Genomic DNA, 16,509 nt, shown 5'->3' with positions numbered 1-16,509 from the left:
GGTCTCCGGAAGGCCCGCGTTCATCTGGGCCCAGACCGTCTCGCCCGCGGGCAGCTGGAAGACGCCCTGCCCGAGCGTCGCCGCGTAGAGCGTGCCGCCGACGAGCGCGAGATCCTGGACGCAGACGAAGGGAATGCCCGTGCCGCGCTCGCTCCACGAACTGCCGCCGTCGGAGGAGACCCAGACCTGACCGCCGAAGGTGCCCGCGTAGAGCCCGCCGGGCAGGACCTCCAGGGCGAAGATCGCCTCGGCGGGCAGGCCGGCGCCCGTCCAGCTCTGGCCCTGGTCCGTGGACTTCCAGATGCCGCTCCAGGTGCCGGCGTAGACCGCGCCGCCATCGACCGCGAGCTCGAGCGGAAAGACATTGGGCGGGCCGGCGCCGGGGGCCAGGGACCAGGTGAGGCCCTCGTCGGCCGAGATCTGGATGCCGCCGCCGAAGAGCGCGGCGTAGAGCCGCTCGCCGTCGCTGGCGATGTCCCGCACGAAGGGCGATGCCATGCCCTCGCGGCTGAGGATCCAGCCCTGCGTCGCGAGGTCGAGCCGAAACACCCCGCCGCCGTAGGTCCCTGCGTAGGGCGTGCGGCCGAGGCTGGCCATCGCCCGCACGTCGCGATTCCAGAGATCGACGCCGTTCCAGACCCAGGCCTGCACAGCGGGATCCCAGCGGCGCACGGCGCTGCCCATCAGGCCTGCGTAGAGCGTCTGGTCGGCCTCGACGACGGCGTCCACGTTGTCGTCCTCGAAGCCGGCGTTCAACTCGGTCCAGGCCGCGTCCGCGCAGTCGAGGTGGAAGACGCCGCCCTCGTGCGTGGCGAGGAAGAGGGTGCCGGCCGCCGCGCAGAAGGACTGCTGGCCGTAGTCGGCCCAGAGGCCCTCGGCGAAGGGCGACCAGGCTCCAGTCGCGGGATCGCGCCGATAGACCCCGCTGTCGAAGAAGGCATAGGGCAGGCCGCCGTGGAGCGCGAGGCCCCTGACCCAGCCGCTCGGCAGGCCGTTCTCGTCCGCGGTCCAGCTGCCGCCGCCGTCGTCCGAGCGAGCGATGCCGAAGTTGCCGCCGGCGTAGACCGTCTCGCCGAAGCGGCAGGCGGCCAGGGCGTTGACGATCGGATAGGACTCGTCGGGGATGGATCCGGTCGGGTACCAGGTGAGGCCGTCGTCGTCCGAGCGGTAGACGCCGCCGCCCCAGGTGCCGGCGTAGACCGCGAGGTCGCTCGCGGCGAGCCCGAAGAGCGAGTAGTTGCAGCAAGGCCAGGCCAGCGAGGGATCCGCTTCCAGCCAAGAGTCCCCGCCGTCAGTGGAGCGGTAGAGCCCGCCGTTGTCCGTGCCCGCGAGGAGCGTGCCCCGGGGCGTCGCGATCAGGCTCATGACCACCGCGCCCTGGGGGCCACCGGTCCAGGTCCAGGTGTCCCGGGCTCGACTCGCGGCGAGGGGGGCCGGCGCGACCTGGCCGCTGTGGCCGGGGTCCAGCGGCAAGTGGGAGACCGCGCTCCCGGGTGAGGGCAGCCCTTCTCCGGCAACTGGCAGGGATCGGCCACAAGGTAATAGAATTGAGACAATCAGGAAGGGTAAGCTGAGAAGAACAGGGCGATGGCCTCGCCAGGCAAAGCGGTGCATCTGTCCACCTCCGTCTGGTCATCACGACCCGAACCCATCGTCCCTTCGGCGAGCGGAAGGAGGGGCGTATCCCCTCCCGCCGCGGCAGTGCCGAAACGGTGGGGCCAGGCACAAGTCTGCGCCTCGCGGCGCGCCAAGTCAATCGCCGGACAAGACGCTCCGAATTGGGCCACGGCCGGCGGCCACTTGCGGGAAGGGTTTTTTGTCGGTGACAGGCGGGGGGCGTTCGGCTACCTTAGTGGGACAGACGACTCCTCGAGGATGGATCCGCCGCTCGCCCCCGTCGAATCACGATCCGCTGCCTCTGGCCGGCCTTCGCCGCGCCCAGTGCAGGCAATCCCGAGAAGCTATGAGGACCGGTGTGCCACCGATGGCGGACCGGGTCTCCGTCGACGAACCTGGGGCGATGCGGAGATTTCGATGTCCAAGAAGCTCTACGTGGGCAACCTTCCCTTCACGGCGACCGAGGACGAGGTGCGCGAGCTGTTCAGCAAGCACGGCACCGTCCACTCCGTCGCGCTGATCACCGACCGCGACACGGGTCGTCCCCGCGGGTTCGGCTTCGTCGAGATGGAGAACCACACCGCGGCGATGGCGGCCCTGGACGGCTACGAGATGGGCGGCCGCGCTCTGCGCGTCAACGAGGCCGAGGAGCGCCGCGATCGTAGCAGCGGCGGCGGCGGCATGCGCAGCGGCGGTGGCGGCCAGCGCGGCGGCGGCGGCGGCCGCGGCGGTCGCTGGTAGCCACACTTCACAACGAAACCTGGCGGCCTGCGGGCCGCCAGGGCTTCGCCTCGGCCGGGAGTCCCATGCAGTCAGCGCGCGCGATCGACCCGGCCGAGTGGCGGGCCGCGGTCGAGCCATTCGAGCGGTCCAGCCTGGCGCGCAGCCTCGGGCAACTCGCCACCTCCGTACTTCCCTATCTGCTGCTCTGGGTGGCGATGCCGCTCAGCCTGCGCGTGTCCTACTGGCTCACGCTGCCGCTGGCCCTGACCGCGGCCGGCTTCTTGGTGCGGAGCTTCATCGTCTGCCATGACTGCGGCCACGGCGCCTTCTTCCGCTCGCGCCTGGCGAATCGCGTCGTCGGCTATCTCACGGGCCTGATCGCCTTCCTGCCGTCGACCGGCTGGAGCCAGGAGCACGCCCGCCACCACGCCGGTTCGGGCAACCTCGATCGCCGGGGCGACGGCGACATCTGGACGCTCACCGTCGCCGAGTACCGCGCCGCCTCCCGGGCGCGGCGGCTGGCCTACCGGCTCTACCGGCATCCGCTGGTTCTGCTCGGCCTGGGGCCGCTCTACGTGTTCCTGCTCAACTACCGCTTCTGGCACCGGGGCGAGGGCAAGCGCGCCCGCTGGAGCAAGGTCTGGACGAATCTGGGGCTGGCGGTGATCGCCCTCGCGGCCAGCCTGACGATCGGACTGAGGGCCTACCTGGCGATCCAGCTGCCGGTGATCCTCCTGGCGGGCACCGCCGGCATTTGGCTCTTCTATGTCCAGCACCAGTTCGAGGGGACCTACTGGAAGCGCACGGGGGACTGGGACTACCTCGACCAGGCCCTGGCCGGCGCCTCCTTCTACCGGCTGCCGCGCCTCCTGCAATGGCTGACGGGCAACATCGGCTACCACCACATCCACCACCTGAGTCCCCGGGTTCCCAACTACTTCCTGCAGTCCTGCCACGAGTCGAGCCCGCTGTTCCAGGCGGTGCCGCCGCTGACCCTGCGCGCCAGCCTCCGCTGCCTGCGCTTCCGCCTCTGGGACGAGGACGCGGGGCGCCTGGTCGGCTTCGCTGCGGCCAGGGCAGTCCCGGCGCTGGCCTAGGGCCGCCGGACCGTCCCGGGCGACCGGCGGCGTTTACCCGGTGACAAGCCGGCGGATTTCGGCTATATTGGTTCCCGTTCAGAAGCCGCCTCAGGATCGAGGGGCCGTTGCCCCCGCCCAATCGACGGCCGTTGTCAGAATGCCGTCCGCGCTTGCGCGTCCGCGATTCTTCAGCGCCAATCCGAGAGAAGCTTGGGAGTAGAGGCCCGCGAGCGGCTCGCGACGCCTTCCCGACATTACATGGTGATGGGGCGATTCGGAGCAGACATGGCCAAGAAACTGTATGTGGGTAACCTGCCCTTCAGCGTCACGGTGGACGAGATCCGGGCCCTCTTCGAGAAGCACGGCGCCGTCCTGTCCGTCAACTTGATCAACGATCGCGAAACCGGCCGCCCGCGTGGCTTCGGTTTCGTCGAAATGGAGGACCCGACCGCGGCGCTGAGCGCGCTGGACGGCTACGAGTTCGGTGGCCGCACTCTGCGCGTCAACGAGGCCGAAGAGCGCCGTGACACCCGCGGCGGTGGTGGTCGCGGTGGCGGTGGGGGCAACTGGCGCCGTTAGGCGCCGCAGGCCCACGCAGCGGCCGCGCCTGAGGCGCGACCGGCGCTGGAGATGATCGGGAGCCCGCCGCTGGCGGGCTCCCGTTTTCATTTCCCGCTGCGGGCCGAGAAGCCGAACTCCCGGCCGAGGCTCGCGGAATGGAGGAAGGCGAAGTAGTAGACCTCGGCGAACCAGGCGCTGGCGCCAGGGTGGCGGCGGCGGGCGCAGACGAGGGCTTGGCCTCGCGCCGCCGACGCGCTAGGCTGTTCCGGCTGCTGCCCCGGAGGTCGCCGTGCGCCTCGTCATCGACTACGGCCGCTGTGCGCTGAGCGTGGACGGCGACACCGTCCCGGCGCCCAGCGCCATCGGCGTCGTCGCCATCGAGGCCTGCGAGTTCTTCGCCGCCGGCAGCATCGGCAACGACCAGGAGTACTTCGCCTTCTCGCACACCACGCTGATCAACCGGCGCGGCTTCGTCTACAACTACGTCAAGTTCCGGGTCGACGCCGATGGCACGGTGACCGCGCGCGCCATGTACCTCGAGCCGGACGACTACGAGGTGACCATGGACGAGGAGTTCAGCACCCGCATCGACGACGGCAAGGGCGCCGGAGCGGCCGCCTTCTTCATCCCCCGCTAGGCTTCCCCCCCTCGCCAGGAGCGCCGCGATGAGCACCCAGCCCCAGCCTGCCCAGCCGCTCGCGCCGCCACCGGCCGAGCGGGGCATCTTCTGCAATCGAACGCTCAACCTGCGCTCGATCAGGGCCATCGGCTACGACATGGACTACACGCTGATCCACTACCGGGTGGAGAAGTGGGAGCAGCGTTCCTTCTCGCACATGCGGGGCAAGCTGCGCGGGCTCGGCTGGCCGGTGGCGGAGCTCCGCTTCGAGCCGAGCGAGTACCAGCGCGGGCTGATCATCGACCTCGAGCTGGGCAACATCCTCAAGGCCAACCAGTTCGGCTACGTCAAGCGCGCCGCGCACGGCACGCGCACGCTCGACTTCGAGACCCTGCGCCAGGCCTACGCCGAGACGGTCGTGGACCTCTCCGAGCCGCGCTTCGTCTTTCTGAATACGCTCTTCTCGCTCTCGGAGGCGAGCATGTACGCGCAGCTCGTGGACCTGCTCGACGCCGGACGCGCGCCGGCGCCCTCGGGCTACGGGGATCTCTATCGCCTCGTCAAGCGCGTGCTCGACGAGGCCCACCTCGAGGGCCGCCTGAAGGCGGAGATCGTCGCCCGGCCCGAGCGCTTCGTCGACCTCGACCCGGAGATCCCCTGGGTGCTGCTCGACCAGAAGCGGGCGGGCAAGAAGCTCCTGCTCGTCACGAACTCGGAGTGGCCCTTCACGCGGGCGATGATGGCCTACGCATTCGACCGCTTCCTGCCGGGCGGGCTCGACTGGCGCGGGCTCTTCGACCTCATCATCGTCGCGGCCCGCAAGCCGGCCTTCTTCCTCGGCCAGCAGCCCTTCTTCGCCGTCGTCGACGATGCCGGCCTGCTCTCGCCGGTGGTGGGGGCGCCGGGCGCGGGGGGCGTCTTCCACGGCGGCCACGCGGGAGCGGTCGAGCAGATGTTCGGCCTGCGGGGGGATCAGGTGCTCTACGTGGGGGATCACGCCTACGGCGACGTCCACGTGTCCAAGAACCTGCGCCGCTGGCGGACGGCCCTCGTCGTCCGCGAGCTGGAGGCCGAGATCCGCGCCGAGGCCGGCTACAGCGAAGGGCTGCGCGTGCTGGCGGCGCTGATGGCACGCAAGGAGGAGATGGAACGCGCGCTCTCGCACCTGCGCCTGCGGGTGCTCAATCGACGCGAGGGTGCGGCGCCGCCGCGCGAGGAGCCGCTCAAAGCGCTCGAGCAGCGGCTGCAGGCCCAGCGCGAGGCCCTGCTGGCCCTCGATGCCGAGATCACGCCGATCGCCCAGGCGGCGGGGGAGCTGGCGAACGCGCGCTGGGGTTTGCTCATGGCCAGCGGCAACGACAAGAGCTACTTCGCCCGCCAGGTCGAGCGCCACGCGGACATCTACACCTCGCGCGTCTCCAACCTGCTCTACGCGACGCCCTTCGCCTTCTTCCGAGCACGCCGCGCGCCGATGCCGCACGAGCGCAGCCTCGCGGCGAATCCCGGCTAGTAGAGCGCCTTGATCCGGCTCTAGGTTCGCGATCCGGAACTCACAGGCCGTAATGCCTGGGAGGTCCGGGGGCAGGACCGCAAGGGCGAAAAGCCGAACCGGGGCGAACGGTGGCGCTTCCGCCTCGCAGCGGCTCGCCTGTTCGTTGGCAAAGAGGCCGATGAAGGGCTGCACTTACGCCTGGGTGGTCGCCGCGAGGGCCGCCGGCAGCAAGCCGCTCAAGAGCAGCGTGCGCATCCTTCTCCTCCCCCCATCGACGCCCGGCCTAGTCCAGCACCGCCGCGCGGATGGTGTTCGTGACGCCCTCGGCGCCCACGGGCAGGCCGGCGGTGAGTACGGCACGCTGGCCGCTGGCAACGAGCCCCGTCGCCTTCGCCACCTCGCAGGCATGGCGCAGCATCGCTTCGCTGTCGGCGAAGCGCTCGCTGGCCAGCGGCAGCACGCCCCAGCTGAGCGCCAGGCGCCGGCGCGTGGCCGCGAGCGAGCAGGGGGCGAGGATGGGCACCCGTGGCCGGTACTTGGCGACGAGCTGCGCCGTGCCGCCCGTCCGCGTGAAGGGGATGATCGCCGCGGCATCGATCGCCTCGGCGAGCGCGCAGGCGCCCTGGGCCACGGCCTCGCGCAGACCCTGGCGCGCGCTGTGCGCCACACGCTCGCCCCAGGTCGCGTAGGGGAAGACGGTCTCCGTCTCGCGGGCGATGCGGTCCATCATCGCGACGGCCGCCACCGGGTGGGCACCCGTGGCCGTTTCCTCGGAGAGCATGACGGCATCGGTGCCGTCGAGGATCGCGTTGGCGACGTCCGTCACCTCGGCGCGGCTCGGGCGCGGGCTCGTCACCATCGAGCCGAGCATCTGCGTCGCGGTGATGACCGGGATGCCCGCGCGGTTGCACTTGGCGATGAGCTGCTTCTGCACGGCCGGCACGCGGGCGAGCGGGGTTTCGACGCCGAGGTCGCCGCGGGCGACCATGACGCCGTCGGCGGCGGCGACGATGGCGTCCATGTTGGCGAGCGCCTCGTGCTTCTCGATCTTGGCGATCAAGGGCAGCGGTTCGCCGTGAACGGCCATCACGCGCCGACAGGCGGCGAGATCCTCGGCGCTGCGCACGAAGGAGAGGGCAACGAAGTCCACGCCCAGCTCCATGCCGAGCGCGAGGTCGGTCTTGTCCTTCTCGGTGAGGCTGGCGACGCTCAGGCTGCGGCTGGGCAGCGTGATGCCCTTGCGCGAACCGAGGAGGCCGCCGACCAGCACGCGCGTGACGAGCTCCTCCCCCGCGTGCGCGAGCACCTCGAGCTCGAGGGCGCCGTCGGCGAGCAGCAGGTGGTCGCCGGGCTCGACCTCGGCGATGAGGCTCGGCGTGTTGACGCCGACGCCGCCGGCGTCGCCGGGGCCGGCCCCCGGCCGCAGGCGAAACTCGGCGCCGGCCTCGAGGCGGACCGCGCCGCCCGCCACCTCGCCGATGCGGATCTTCGGCCCGGCGAGGTCCTGCAGGATCGCGACCGGCCGGTCCAGGCGCGCCGCGGCCTCGCGCAGGGCCGCGATCTTCGCCCGATGCTCGGCCGGGGTGCCGTGGGAGAAGTTGAGCCGCGCCACGTCGAGGCCGGCCTCGATGAGGGCTGCGATCAGGGCCGGCGAGTCCGAGGCCGGGCCGATGGTGGCGACGATCTTCGTCTTGCGCATGGCGGCCTCCTGCTGGCGACGCCGGCAGACTAGGCCCGCCGGCCGCGGCCTGTCCAGCGTCGTGCTAGCCGGTGGCGGGAGCGCTCTGCTATAGTTGAGGCGATCACCCCCTCGCGGAGGCCCCCATGCCACAGCGCCCGATCTGGCTCGCCCTCGGTCTACTCTTCCTCGCCGGCGCCCCTCTGGCTGCCGAATCCAAGGCCGTCGGCCACGCGGAGGCGCTGCGCGCGGGTCAGATCTGGCTGGCCGCCCGCCAGAGCCAGGGCGAGGCAGTCGGGCACCGGATCCTCGGTTGTCTGCTCTGGGCGGACAAGGGGCGGCTCCTCGGCTGGCGCCTGCCGCTCGCGCCCCAGGGGCACCTGCTGGTCTCGGCGGCCCGCGAGCTGCCGCCGATCAAGGCCTTCTCCTTCGATACCGATCTCGATCCGACCGCGACCGGCGGTTGCGCCGCGCTGCTGCGGGAGACGCTCGGCCTCACGCAGGCCCTGCTCGCCGAGCGCGGAGCGCCGGCGCCCGGCCTGGATCCCGCCGCCGATCGCGCCCGGGCGGCCTGGGCGGCGCTGCTGGCCGGCGAGGCGCCGGCGGCGCGCGAGTCGGCGGTCGGCCCCTTGGTGCTCAGCAACTGGCACCAGGGCGCCCCCTTCAACAATGACTGCCCGGAGGGCGACGGCGGCACCTGCGTGGTGGGCTGCGTGGCGACCTCGGCGGCGATGATCCTCAAGTACTGGAACTACCCGAGCTACGGCAGCGGCTCGCACAGCTACTACTGGGGCGGCGACGGGTCCTGCGGCGGTCAGGCCGGCGGTGGACTGCTGCAGGCCGAGTTCGGGGACGCCTACGACTGGGGGAGCATCCTCGTCTCCTACTCGAGTGGCTACACCGCGCAGCAAGCGGCGGCCGCCGCGGAGCTGAACTACGAAGTCGGTGTCGCCTTCGAGATGGACTACGGCGTCTGCGCCTCGGGCAGCTACGTGGAGCTCGGCGCCCAGGTCTACCCCAGCTACTTCCGCTGCGCGGCGACGACCGAGTTCATCAACCGCAGCCAGCACACGGCCGACAGCTGGTGGGCCCACATCCGCGCGGAGCTGGACGCCCTGCCGCCGCGGCCGATGCACTACCGGATCACCAGCCACTCGATCATCTGCGACGGCTACCAGGAGGAGGCCGGTGCCCGCTACTACCACATGAACTACGGCTGGGGCGGCAGCCAGAGCCTCTGGTACGCCCTCGACGAGGTCTACTGCCCCTGGTCGGGCTGCGACCACCTGGCCGAGGGGATGGTGATCGGGATCGAGCCGCTCGGCTACTTCACCGTGAGCGCGCCACCGGCCGGCGCCATCTGGACCCACGGCGAGCCGATGACGACCGTCACCTGGAGCGGTGCGAGCGGCGCGAGCGTCGTGCTCGACCTCTACGCCGACACGCAGTTCGTCGCCCGCCTCGCCGACTGGACGGCCAACGACGGCCAGGAGACGCCGGCCGGGCCCGTCGACCCGGCCTGGGGCACGGGCGGCGACTTCCGCATCAAGGTCGTCGGCGACGACGGCCGCTTCGCCTGGAGTCCACGCTTCGGGATCTTCGGCGGCGGTGCCTGGAGCGATCTCTCCACGGCGCCGGTCGCCGATCCCGGCAACGGCCAGGCGGTCGCCTGGGGCGACGCCGGCGGGGATGGCCGCCCGGACCTCTATCTCAGCAACTCGGGCAGCCCGAACCGGCTCTTCACGAACCTCGGCGATGGCAACTTCGCCAGCAGCGGCGCGCCGCCCATCGACGTCAGCGGCTTCAGCCGCGGCGCCGCCTGGGCGGACATCGACAACGACGGCGACCTCGACCTCGCCCTCGCGCGCACGGGCGGCCAGGGCAGTCTGCTCTTCCGCAACGAGGGCGGCACCTTCGCGGACATCACGCCCGCGCCGCTGGCGCCCTCGCAGTACACCAGCGATCTCGCCTGGGGCGACTACGACGGCGACGGGCTGATCGATCTCTATCTGGTCAACGCCTACATCGCCGATCGCCTGCTGCGCAATGTGGGCGACGGCAGCTTCGCCGACGCCACGGCGCCGCCGCTGGGCGACAGCGGCTGGGGGCGCTCGGCGGAGTGGGTGGACGCGGACGGCGACGGCGACCTCGACCTGCACCTCGTGCGCCACAGCGCGGACATCTTCTACCGCAACGAGGGCGGCGGCAGCTTCAGCGACCAGACGGCGGCGGCGGGGCTCGGCGATGCCGGTAACGGTTTCGGCGCCGCCTGGGGCGACTGCGACAACGACGGCGACCTGGACGTCTACGTCGTCAACGACGGGGCGAACCGGCTCTACCGCAACGAGGGCGGGCACTTCGCGAACATGACGGCCGCGCCCCTCGACGACGCGGGCGCCGGCCGCGGCGCCGCCTGGGCGGACTACGACGGCGACGGCTGGCTGGATCTCTACCTCGTCAACAACGGGGCCAGCCGGCTCTTCCGCAACCTCGGCGGCGGCGCCTTCGCCGACGCGACGCATCCCGTGCTCGGGGGCGAGGGCGCGGGCACCGGCGCCGCTTGGGCCGACTTCGACGCCGACGGCGACCTCGACCTCTACGTCGCCTACAGCGATCGCGCCAACCGCCTGCTGCGCAACGACACGGCGGGCGGACACTGGCTGAGCGTGGACCTCGTCGGCACGGCGAGCAACCGGCTCGGACTCGGGGCCCGGGTCACGGCCGTGGCGGGCGCGCTGCGCGTGACGCGCGCCCTCGGCGGCGACGCCGGCTACCTCTCCCAGAACGCGCCGACCCTGCACTTCGGGCTCGGCGCGGCCAGCGGCGTGGACAGCCTGCTCATCCGCTGGCCGAGCGGGATCCTGCAGCGGCTGACGGCGCTCGCCGCGGATCAGCACCTGCTCGTCAGCGAGGGGTCGACGCCGGTGGGCGAGGCGCCGGCGACCTTCGCGCTGCTGCCCGCCCAGCCCAATCCCTTCAACCCGAGCACGACGATCCGTTTTGCTCTCGACTCGCCAGCGCGCGTCGATCTCGATGTGCTCGATTGCAGCGGCCGGTGCCAGCGCCGTCTGCTCGCGGGCGCCTCCCGCCCGGCAGGATCACAGGCCGTGGTCTGGGACGGCCGGGATGGCGAAGGTCGGCTGCTTGCGAGCGGGCTCTACATCATCAGGCTTCAGACCGGCGGCCGGGCCGCGAGTCAGAAGCTCGTGTTATTGAAATGAGATCCCCGCTGCCCGGTGAGGCGGGAGGGCGCTGGCGCTTCGGTCTCCTCCTCCTCGTCTGCATCGGGCTCGGGCAATCGCCCCCCGCACCTGTCTTCGGCGCCGAGACTGCTGCGGCGCGCGAGCGCCTGGCCTGGGCCGACTCCCTCTTCCTGCGGCAGCGCGCCGCGGAGTCGCTGGCGCTGCTCGACAGCCTGCTGGCTTCGCCCGCCGGGCGCCCCTGCTTCCCGGATCTCCAGTTGGCGAGAGGACGCGTGCTGGCGACGATCGGGCAGGGGCGCGCGTCGGAAGCCGCCCTGCGCGCGGCGCTCGCGGTGCTCCCCGCCGAGACCGACAGCCTGCGTTGGGCGCGGCTGCACCGTTGGCTGGCGGTGGCCCTCGAACTCCAGGGCCGCCGGGCGGAAGTCCGGCGACTGGCCGCGACCAGCCTGGCGAGCGCCCTTCGCCGCGGCGACGAAGCCCACGAGGCCTACGCGCGACTGACGCTGGCCTACGATGACCTCCAGGCCGGCGATCTCGAGGTGGCGCGGATAGGCTACGAACGCTCCCTCGTTCTCTTTGAGAGGCTCGGAAACCGCCGGTTCGCGCTGATCGCGCTGACCGGTCTCGGCCGCTGCCACAACGGCGCCGGTGACTTCGCGCAAGCAGCGGCCTGCTACGCTCGCGTCGCAGAAGAAAGCCGGCTGCTCAAGGACCCCTTCAGCGAAGGCCATGCCCTGAACAACCTGGGGACCTTGATGTTCGCTCTCGGCGATCCGGCAGCGGCCTTGGGCGCCTTTCGCCGCGCCTATGCGCTGCATCGGGACCATGGCAACCCCGAGGGGTGCATCATCCCGGCGAAGAACACCGCCACCGCACTCACGAATCTGGGTCGCTTTGCCGAGGCGGCGGCGATGCTCGAGGAAGCGCTGCGCATGTGCGCCGAGGAGGGCTATGCTGTCCACCGGGCAATGCTGCTGGAGCAGCTTGGGAACGTCCGCCGGCGGCAAGGTCGCCTGCCGGAGGCCGCGGCCCACTATCGCGCCTCACTGACTCCACTCTCCCCCTGCTCACCCGACCAGATCGCCAGCTCTCTGATGCACCTCGCCCAGACCCTGGCGGAGATGGACAGCTGCGCCGAGGGACTTGCCCTTCTGGCCGAGCGGGTCGCACCACTCCGGCAGCGGCTCTCGACCGGAACCGAGCTCGAGGCCGAGCGGGTTCACGGCGAGCTGTTCTTGGCCAGCGACCAACCTCGTGCTGCGCTCCTGCACTTCCGCCGTGCCGAGTCGCTGGCGCGGAGATTCGCCGAAGCCGGGGGACAGTTGGCTCCGCTCGCTTTGGCCGGACGCTGCTACCTCAAGCTCGCCGAGCCCGATAGCGCAATGGCGTTGCTACAGCGCGCAGTTGCGGTCTGGGAGCGCGCGCGGACCCGGTCCCAGGATCCGGAGTGGCGCGAGCAGTGGAGCGGCAACGCTCGCCAGCTCTTCGCCGATCTCGCCCAGCTTCAGCTCGCGGGGCCGGCGATTCGCGCGGAAGCCGATCGCGAGCAGGCGACCTTCGCGCTCCTCCAGCGCTTCAAGGCGCGTACCCTGCGGGAACGGCTGCTGGGTCCTGCCGCCAGTGGCAATGAAGCGGTCGGCGGCGAGACGCTCACCGCAGCGCATCTCCAGGGGAGCCTCCTCAAGGAGGGAGAACTCCTGCTCGATGCCTTTGTCGGTCCCGACTCCCTGCTGTTGTTCGCTGTCGATCGGCGGGAGTGCCGGGTGCTGCGGCCCCGGCTCGGCAGCAACGATCTGGAGTGGCGCCTGCAACGCCTGCGCGAAGTGTTAACCCAGGCGCCAGCAACTGCGGACACCGCCTTCATCCGCGCGGTGTGCCAGCAACTCGGACGCTCGCTCCTGGGCGGCGCCGCAGACCTCCTGCGTCGCAATCGCCGTATCCTCTATTCACCCGACGGGGCGCTCAACCTCATTCCGCTGGCCATCCTGGAGGTCGGCGCGGATGGACCCTTGCTGTCGACCCACGAGGTGCTGACGCTGCCCTCGGCAAGCCTGCTCGCTGATCTCCGGATCGCCCATGGAGCTCCGGCGGTCCGTGGCGGAGGCAGCCTCCTCGTCGTCGCGGGTCGGCAGCCGGAAGGTGGCGATCCCTATCCGGGGGCCCTCGCCGAGGGGCGTTGGCTACGCGGCCGCTACAAGGGCGTGACCACCTGGGGTATCGACGGGCTTCAGCAGTCGCCGCTGGACCCGGCGGCTCTCGACGCATTCAGGGTGATGCACTTCGCCGCCCATACTCGCCTCGACGACCAGCATCCGTGGCGCTCGGCGCTCCTGCTCGCCGGAGCGGCGGCGGGGGACTCGGCCCAGGTCCTGCCGGCAGCCCAGATCGCGGGGACCCGGCTGTCCGCAGGTCTCGCCGTCTTGGCCGGCTGCGAGTCCGCCGGCGGCACCATCGTCTCTGGCGAAGGCGTGCTGGGACTGAGCAGCGCCTTCCTCGCGGCCGGTGTTCCCGCCGTTCTCGCCAGTCTCTGGCCAGTGCGGGATGACCTCATGCCGGCATTCACACGGCGCTTCTACACGGAACTCGACCGTGGCGTAACGATCACGGAAGCCCTGCGCTTGGCGCAGCTCGCGATGCGTCAGGACGCGCCCGGGCCCACCCCCGGACACTGGGCTGGCTTCCTGCTCATCGGTGACGGAAGCGTCCCCCTCGTTCTGCCGCGGGCGCCGAGCCGGCGGCTGCCGCTGGCCCTACTCGCCCTTGTTCTCCTCGCCGCGGCCGGCCTGCCCGTCTGGCGCTATCTCCGCGCGCGCTCTCCGGGAGGCCGGCATGCGTGATTCCCGGGCGAAGCGTGACTCCCAGAGAAGCGCACTCGGCGGCGGATCGCTACTCGCCGACGAGGAGCTGATCCGTCGGCAGCGAGAGGCGCCGGGCAGCGCGTCGGCACGGGCGGCCGCCGCCCAGCTTTACGCTCGCTACCAGGAGCAAGTCTATCTCTGGTGCTTCCGCCGGACGCGGGACCATGAGTCGGCTCTCGATCTGACGCAGGATGTCATGCTGACCGCCTACCGAGCCCTGGACAGCTTTCGTGGCGAGAGCCGCTACTCGACCTGGCTCTTCACGCTCACGCGCAATCGGTGCGCGCGAGCTCTGCGTCGCCCCCGCCTGACCCGGGACCCGGAGATCGATCCCGATGGGCTCGGCTCTGCGTGGCCGGACGCGGCAACCGTCCTCGAGGCGCGCGAGCGCGAGGAATCCTTGCTCGCGCTCCTGAATGACGTCCTTAGTCCGGTGGAGCGGCTTGCCGTCTGGTACCGCTATGTCGAAGGTCTACCGGTGGAGGAGATCACGCGCCGCCTTAACAGTTCCCTCGCCACGGGTGCGCGCGGCGTCTTGCAGACCGCCCGCCGCAAGCTGCGGGCTACCCTGGAGGCTGCGCCAAAGGGGCAACGAGGAGGAAGCGCATGAAGGTCGACCACCGCTGCCTGTCCACTCGGGACCTCGAGACCCTGGTAGATCTCCCGCCGACGGCGCCTGCTCGGCAGGCGCTCCTGGGCTGTCCCCGCTGCCAGACCCAACTGGAGCAGCTCGAGGAGTTTCTGCACGACCGCTCACGCCCGGCGGGCAGCCGCCCCGATGATGCCGCGTGGCGTCTCCAGCTGGCACTTGCAGCGGAACTGCGGGGCGCTGGCGCCGATCGCCGGCCAAACTGGCTGCGCCGCCCCCGCCTTGCTTGGGGTGTCGCGGCGAGCCTGGCGCTGGCCGGCGTCCTCTTCGCGGTCGTCGACGAATGGGGCTGGCGCCCGCGTGAGACCACCCCGCGTTGGCGCGGTGAGCCGATGCCCGCAACGATCCTGCTCCTCCCGGTGGGGAGAGAGGCAGCGGACACGCTGCGGCTCAGCTGGCGGGCCCAGGCCGGGGCAGCGCGCTATCGCGTCGATATTTGGGACGCCGACTTCCGGTCACTGCTGCGCGCGAGCCTCGCCGATACCTTGCTGCGGGTCGATGCGGCGCGCTTGCGCGCGAAGGCAGCGCCGCCATTCGCCTGGCAGGTCACGGCACTCGCGACGGCGGAAGGAGCGGTGCTCGCACACTCCCCGATCGCCACCCTGTCGATTCCCTGATTTCGTCGGTTCGCTTACACAGAAGTGCTCCAGTCTGTGATTTGCGGGCAAGCTTCGGGCTCGAATCCCGTGATCGCCGCCGCCCGCTAGGCGGTGAGTCGAGCAACCACGATCCGGGAGGGTGGCCATGTACATTGCCTGCGACGTCCGTAGGTCGCGATTCCTCGCTTTGCTCGTCATTGTCCTCGGCGTGCTGGTTCTCGCGCCGGTCATCGCGCACGCGTTCGGCCCAGCTCCCGGAGACTGGTGGACGCGGATCCAGGCGACGATTGCCACGGGCGAGTACGCGGCGGTGCCGCTGGAGTGGGGTCTGGCGGCACCCAATCGCGCGCAGAATCTCCGCGTCGACTTCACGGAGACGGGGATTCGGGTGCGGGCACGAGTGCCCGGGGAGCGGGCCTGGAGCTGGCAGTTGCAGACGCGAGCCTGGGGGCGCCCAGCCGCCATGCGGCCCGTGGTCCCTGTTTCGCCCATTGCGGCGGGGCCCCGAGTCGAGTACCGCCGCCCCGACTGCCTGGAATGGTACGAGAACCGCCCGGATGGTCTGGAGCAGGGCTTCACGCTTGTCGCCGCACCACCCGGCGAGGGTCCCCTGCAAGTCGAGGCGCTGCTCGGCGGAAACCTGATCGCGCGCGCCACCGAGTCGAGCATCGACTTCGCGCTCGCGGGCGAGGTCGCGGTCACCCTCCGCTATGCTGGCTTGGTCGCCTACGATGCGACGGAGCGCTTGCTCCCGGCGTCGCTCGTGCTCGCGGCGGACTGCCTGCGAATCGAGGTTGATGACCGCGACGCTCGCTATCCGATCATCATCGATCCCCTGGTGAGTTCGCCGGCCTGGACGGCGGAGCCGAACGTAGCGCAGGCCCAGTTCGGCTTCAGCCTCGGCACAGCCGGGGACTTGAATGGCGATGGCTACAGCGACGCCATCGTCGGCATCCCGAACTACGACAACGGCGCCGGGGAGAGCTGGGGACGGGTGAACGTCTATCTCGGCAGTGCAAGCGGCTTAGGGGGCGGCGCCGCCTGGAGCGCGAGGCCCGGCGTTCTCTCCGGGATGGGCAAGTTCGGGCAGAGTGTGAGCTGCGCCGGCGACATCAACGCCGACGGCTACCATGACATTCTCGTCGGTGCGCCCGAGATGGGGGACTGGCCCAACGAAACCGAGGGTCGTGCCTACCTCTGGCTAGGCGGTGCGCCTGGCGGGGGCAACGGCGCCTCGGGGCTCGGCGCCGCGGGGACAGCGGCCAACGCCGACTGGTCGTCTGCCAGCCATGCTACCCAGACCCTGCTTGGCTACTCGGTGGCGAGTGCGGGCGACGTGAACGGCGACGGGTTCGATGATGTGCTCATCGGTGCGCCGGGGTACGACAGCGATCAGGGCGAGATCTTCCTCTACTATGGCGGCGCGGCCCC

Annotated in this window: 12 protein-coding genes; 10 read left to right on the top strand and 2 right to left on the bottom strand. The window is 71.0% G+C overall.

What is annotated here, in order from left to right:
- Positions 1 to 1,473, bottom strand: a 1,473-nt coding sequence (locus FJ251_06780; protein ID MBM4117438.1) for an exo-alpha-sialidase, incomplete at its 3' end; no start/stop codon positions are given.
- Positions 1,474 to 2,034: 561 nt separating this feature from the next.
- Between FJ251_06780 and FJ251_06775 the strand changes: the two genes are divergently transcribed.
- The 5 genes from FJ251_06775 to FJ251_06755 all read left to right on the top strand — a co-directional run bounded on the left by FJ251_06775 (position 2,035) and on the right by FJ251_06755 (position 6,109).
- A complete protein-coding gene (locus FJ251_06775) occupies positions 2,035 to 2,358 on the top strand; it encodes an RNA-binding protein (protein ID MBM4117437.1) in 324 nt (107 codons plus the stop codon).
- Positions 2,359 to 2,423: 65 nt separating this feature from the next.
- Positions 2,424 to 3,437, top strand: a complete 1,014-nt coding sequence (locus FJ251_06770; GenBank protein ID MBM4117436.1) for a fatty acid desaturase — start codon at positions 2,424 to 2,426, stop codon at positions 3,435 to 3,437.
- A 267-nt stretch (positions 3,438 to 3,704) separates the two neighbouring features.
- A complete protein-coding gene (locus FJ251_06765; GenBank protein ID MBM4117435.1) occupies positions 3,705 to 3,998 on the top strand; it encodes an RNA-binding protein in 294 nt (97 codons plus the stop codon).
- A gap of 271 nt (positions 3,999 to 4,269) precedes the next feature.
- A complete protein-coding gene (locus tag FJ251_06760; protein MBM4117434.1) occupies positions 4,270 to 4,617 on the top strand; it encodes a hypothetical protein in 348 nt (115 codons plus the stop codon).
- A gap of 28 nt (positions 4,618 to 4,645) precedes the next feature.
- On the top strand, positions 4,646 to 6,109 hold the full coding sequence (locus FJ251_06755; GenBank protein MBM4117433.1) for an HAD-IG family 5'-nucleotidase: 1,464 nt from the start codon (positions 4,646 to 4,648) through the stop codon (positions 6,107 to 6,109).
- Positions 6,110 to 6,374: 265 nt separating this feature from the next.
- On the opposite strand, the gene pyk is transcribed toward FJ251_06755, so the two are convergent.
- Positions 6,375 to 7,790 carry a pyruvate kinase gene (gene pyk, locus FJ251_06750; protein ID MBM4117432.1) on the bottom strand — a complete coding sequence of 472 codons (1,416 nt, stop codon included), beginning with the start codon at positions 7,788 to 7,790 and terminating at the stop codon, positions 6,375 to 6,377.
- A 125-nt stretch (positions 7,791 to 7,915) separates the two neighbouring features.
- On the opposite strand from pyk, the gene FJ251_06745 reads away from it, so the two are divergent.
- The 5 genes from FJ251_06745 to FJ251_06725 form a co-directional block, all read left to right on the top strand.
- Complete coding sequence (locus FJ251_06745; GenBank protein ID MBM4117431.1) at positions 7,916 to 10,990, top strand: hypothetical protein; 3,075 nt, start codon at positions 7,916 to 7,918, stop codon at positions 10,988 to 10,990.
- Positions 10,813 to 13,809, top strand: a complete 2,997-nt coding sequence (locus FJ251_06740) for a CHAT domain-containing protein (GenBank protein MBM4117430.1) — start codon at positions 10,813 to 10,815, stop codon at positions 13,807 to 13,809. The genes FJ251_06745 and FJ251_06740 overlap by 178 nt, the downstream gene beginning before the upstream one ends.
- Entirely contained in the window at positions 13,802 to 14,440 is a 639-nt protein-coding gene (locus tag FJ251_06735) for a sigma-70 family RNA polymerase sigma factor (protein ID MBM4117429.1), read from the top strand. The genes FJ251_06740 and FJ251_06735 overlap by 8 nt, the downstream gene beginning before the upstream one ends.
- Positions 14,437 to 15,096, top strand: coding sequence for a hypothetical protein (locus tag FJ251_06730; protein ID MBM4117428.1), 660 nt, complete (start codon positions 14,437 to 14,439; stop codon positions 15,094 to 15,096). The genes FJ251_06735 and FJ251_06730 overlap by 4 nt, the downstream gene beginning before the upstream one ends.
- Positions 15,097 to 15,223: 127 nt before the next feature.
- A partial coding sequence (locus FJ251_06725; protein ID MBM4117427.1) for a hypothetical protein occupies positions 15,224 to 16,509 on the top strand: 1,286 nt, incomplete at its 3' end.

Source organism: bacterium (assembly GCA_016873475.1).
In the GTDB taxonomy this organism is placed as follows: domain Bacteria; phylum Krumholzibacteriota; class Krumholzibacteriia; order JACNKJ01; family JACNKJ01; genus VGXI01.
This window is presented reverse-complemented; position numbering and strand designations above follow the sequence as displayed.

Coding starts and splice junctions, on each gene's coding strand:
- FJ251_06735 (MBM4117429.1), top strand. CDS start 13,802: ATGCGTGATTCCCGGGCGAAGCGTGACTCCCAGAGAAGCGCACTCGGC.
- FJ251_06765 (MBM4117435.1), top strand. CDS start 3,705: ATGGCCAAGAAACTGTATGTGGGTAACCTGCCCTTCAGCGTCACGGTG.
- FJ251_06730 (MBM4117428.1), top strand. CDS start 14,437: ATGAAGGTCGACCACCGCTGCCTGTCCACTCGGGACCTCGAGACCCTG.
- FJ251_06770 (MBM4117436.1), top strand. CDS start 2,424: ATGCAGTCAGCGCGCGCGATCGACCCGGCCGAGTGGCGGGCCGCGGTC.
- FJ251_06745 (MBM4117431.1), top strand. CDS start 7,916: ATGCCACAGCGCCCGATCTGGCTCGCCCTCGGTCTACTCTTCCTCGCC.
- FJ251_06755 (MBM4117433.1), top strand. CDS start 4,646: ATGAGCACCCAGCCCCAGCCTGCCCAGCCGCTCGCGCCGCCACCGGCC.
- FJ251_06775 (MBM4117437.1), top strand. CDS start 2,035: ATGTCCAAGAAGCTCTACGTGGGCAACCTTCCCTTCACGGCGACCGAG.
- pyk (MBM4117432.1), bottom strand. CDS start 7,790: ATGCGCAAGACGAAGATCGTCGCCACCATCGGCCCGGCCTCGGACTCG.